At 29.7% G+C, this 3,756-nt stretch carries 4 protein-coding genes and 1 other annotated feature; all 4 genes read right to left on the reverse strand.

The window, feature by feature from the left end; genetic code table 11:
- Window positions 1–218: 218 nt before the first annotated feature.
- The 4 genes from asnA to VK998_RS08795 all read right to left on the reverse strand — a co-directional run bounded on the left by asnA (window position 219) and on the right by VK998_RS08795 (window position 3,542).
- Window positions 219–1,196: an aspartate--ammonia ligase gene (gene asnA, locus VK998_RS08780; protein WP_325227724.1), complete on the reverse strand. Its 978-nt coding sequence runs from the start codon at window positions 1,194–1,196 to the stop codon at window positions 219–221.
- Between the two features lie 40 nt (window positions 1,197–1,236).
- Window positions 1,237–1,488, reverse strand: a binding site (T-box leader).
- A gap of 51 nt (window positions 1,489–1,539) precedes the next feature.
- Window positions 1,540–1,761, reverse strand: a complete 222-nt coding sequence (locus tag VK998_RS08785) for a DUF3006 domain-containing protein (protein ID WP_325227726.1) — start codon at window positions 1,759–1,761, stop codon at window positions 1,540–1,542.
- A gap of 11 nt (window positions 1,762–1,772) precedes the next feature.
- Window positions 1,773–2,813 carry an MBL fold metallo-hydrolase gene (locus tag VK998_RS08790; RefSeq protein WP_325227728.1) on the reverse strand — a complete coding sequence of 347 codons (1,041 nt, stop codon included), beginning with the start codon at window positions 2,811–2,813 and terminating at the stop codon, window positions 1,773–1,775.
- Between the two features lie 84 nt (window positions 2,814–2,897).
- Window positions 2,898–3,542 carry a zinc dependent phospholipase C family protein gene (locus tag VK998_RS08795; RefSeq protein WP_325227730.1) on the reverse strand — a complete coding sequence of 215 codons (645 nt, stop codon included), beginning with the start codon at window positions 3,540–3,542 and terminating at the stop codon, window positions 2,898–2,900.
- Between the last annotated feature and the right edge of the window lie 214 nt (window positions 3,543–3,756).

Consider the following 3,756-nt stretch of genomic DNA (forward strand, 5'->3'; position numbering starts at 1 on the left):
CAATGTTTTCTTTAACAAAAACCATACCTAGTTCTGTAGCTTTTGCAACTATTTCTTCTTCTGTATATTCCCTATATTCTATTTTAGGGAACTGAGTGTAGAATATATTTGTTAGAATAATACCTATGCCCAAACCTAGTAATAAAAACGGAAATCTATGCCTGATAAACATTTTTATACTCCTTGTCCTTTTTAATATATTTTACACTATTTTGTCATTAAAGTAAAAAGATATCTTCCATTTCACATTTCTTAATTATGTTTTCTGTCCATATAGATGCTTGTACCTCACCGATATGCTTTTTTTCTAAGAAATACATGCATATCCTAGATTGACCAATTCCACCACCAATAGTTAAAGGAAGTTTCCCATCCAATAGCATTTTGTGGTAGGTAAGGCCTTTTCTTTCTTCTGCCCCAGCTATTTTTAATTGTTTCTCTAAAGACTTTTCATCTACTCTAATACCCATACTAGACAACTCTATAGCTTCTTCCAATACTGGATTCCAGAATAATATATCTCCATTTAATTCCCAATCATCATAATCTGGGGATCTACCATCATGAGGAACTCCAGATTCTAATTCTCCACCAATTTTCATCAAAAACACTGCCTTGTACTCTTTGCAGATTAGGTTTTCTCTTTCTTTTGGACTTATATCTGGATATTTATCCTCTAATTCTTGGGCAGTAATAAACTTTATATGTTCAGGTAATTTATTTTTCATAAAAGGAAAAATACTGTTTATTTTTTTCTCCGTTCTTTTGAAAACACGGAAAATATCTATTACAATTTCCTTTAAAAATTTTTCATTCCTATCATTTTTGGATATGACTTTTTCCCAATCCCATTGGTCTACATAGATAGAGTGAGTATGGTCTAAAACTTCATCTGGTCTTATAGCGTCCATATCTGCATATATACCTTCTCCAACCTTAAAATCATATCTTTTTAAAGCCATCCTTTTCCACTTTGCTAAAGATTGAACTATTTCTATCCTTTCATTATACTTTCTCATATTAAAAGATACTGCTTTTTCTACTCCACTCAAATTATCATTTAAACCTGTCTCAGGCCTAACGAAAAGAGGAGCCGACACTCTTATTAAATTTAATTTTTTGGCCAATTCCCTTTCAAAAAAATCTTTTATAATTTTTATTCCAATTTGAGTTGCCTTAATATCTAATCTGCTCATATTCTTTCCTCCTTCAAAAATAATAAAAACCCTTCATCCTTTAAAGGACGAAAGGTATTCTTCCGCGGTACCACCTTAATTAGCAAGAGGCTCAACTTTAAACAGTACAGAATATAATTCGATACTGTATAGTTTATAACGGACTATACCCGTCTAAGCCTACTCTTTATATATACAAATTTTGGTTAGAAGCTTAGGGATGTTCTTCATCATAGATTTCGTATCGGATTTCCACCTAGTACCGACTCTCTATCACTTCCTCAACGACTACTCTTCCCTTCATAGCTTTTATTCATTATATTAATAAATAATTATATGCTATTCTACAGTTAGTGTCAACAGTTTATTTTTTATTTATTAAAGAGTTGAATAGATTGTTAATACGTTTCTTTCTTTCTAAGGTTTCTTCTTTATTTACAATAAACTTATTTCCAACATACTCTACTACATCCCCTTCTTTTAAATTATCAGGGAACAGTTCTCTATTGAAAGCTAAAACACCACTATCATTTTCGATTTCTACTAAAACCTTATCCTCTTCAAATCTGTCAACTATACCTTTCACTATATCTCCCCCTATTTAACACAATTTTTATGAGGTTTATATCCCTTATTTTCAGCTTCTTCTTTTGACTTAAAAATAATTTGATTTTCTTTTTTAGGTAAGGAATTACATTCCTTACTATGATATACCTTAGTGTTTTTATTACCTATGTACTCTACATGGGATTCAACTTGTGTATTCTCTTTTTCTACAATAGTTCCCAAATAGGTCAATTGGTTCCCATCAGAAATAAAAACAATATCTCCCAATTCATCTGTTCGCATAGTAGTTGTATCTATTTTATCTAATCTTTGTAAGGTTTCATTATGAGGGTGACCATAGGTATTATCAGTTCCTACACTTATAACTGAATACTCAGGGTTTACTTCCGTCAAAAACTCTTCCGTAGAAGAAGTTCTTCCACCATGATGTGGTACTCTAAGCACATCAGATTTTAGATTAGCCATATTCTTTATCATATCTAATTCAGAGCTTTCTTCTGCATCTCCGGTAATAATAAAAGAATTATCTATAAATTCTATCTTAGAAACAATTGAAAAATCATTTGTTTCTGTATAATCATCCCTATATGGCGCTAAAAAATAGAACTTTAATTGTCCTTCATCTATTATAGAATCTTTAGCCTTCGCTAAATCAATTTTTAGGTTCTTGTTTTCAATTTCTAATAGCAACTCTTCAAAAATACGGGTATTAGCAGTCTTATTGGGCATATATACTTTGCCAATTTTAAAATTCTTTATTACTTCCGGTAACCCTCCTATATGATCTTCGTGGGGATGAGTTGCTATTAAATAATCCACTTTATCTATACCTAAATTTTTTATATAGTTGACTACTTTATCACCATATTGTCTACTTCCCCCATCAATTAAAGAGGTCTCTCCATTAGGCAATTGGATAAAAGTACTATCTCCTTGACCTACATCTATAAAATGGACTACCAATTGTCCTTCATAATCCTTCACTACCTCTTTAGTATCTGCATCACATGCAGAAACCATTAAGCTTAAAATTAATAATGCTGTCAGTATTATTAGTCTGTTTTTCTTCACAATATCTCCCCCTAAGCTGTTATATGTTCTGTTATTTATAACATTAAGTTAGAAAAAATCCTTCATATCAAAGGATAAGAAGGATTAAAATTCGAAAGCAAAGTCTTTATATGCTTCTTCAGTATATGCTTTAACAGTATCGATTATAAAATAAGAAACTTTAAGATTTAACGATAGAGCAAAGTTCAAATCATTATCATATCCAGTTTTAATCGAATATTCTTCAATTACATCATTAATATATTTCTTAATAATTGGTCTAAGCTTAATTACACGTTCTTGAAAAATATCAACATCATCTATAGTAATAACATTTTTCTTAAAGTCGTGATAAATAGAATAATCATTTAGTTTGGATTCATAATTAATATGCTTAAACATACTATTAGTAAAAGTCCATCTCTCAGCATGAGGAAGACAAACAAAATCGCTTAAATAATGGGATATGATTCCAATTTTTTTACTCAATATTTTGATTGCAAAAGGATCTATCCTTGAATTGAATTCTATATATCTACTTATAAATATCAATTTAATAACCTCATTTACCACATAATTTAAACTTTCCTTTTTATAATGTCTATGAAATCTAAATTGTGGTAAAATATCTGGAGCTACTGAACCCCATAATAATTTGTCTTTATCTAGTTTTATGCCGTAAATATCATAGATATTTTCGTGAATATTGTTACCAATGATTTTATGTGTATCACCAAAAATATCAAACACATCCTTTGTATAAATTTTATACCTTATTAGATGTTATATCATAAAGAATAAAAAGTCAATATAAAAAAACTGGCAATAATTCACTTGATAAATCCATTAGCAAAGAATTTAACTCTATTCTACTTTATTTAACTTTTTATCCAATATTTCCTTATATACTTGATAATTCTCTTTGCTAAACAATACGTAATTAACTTCAACTATGCTACCTTCT

Source organism: Schnuerera sp. (assembly GCF_035459645.1).
Lineage (GTDB): Bacteria > Bacillota > Clostridia > Tissierellales > Tepidimicrobiaceae > Schnuerera.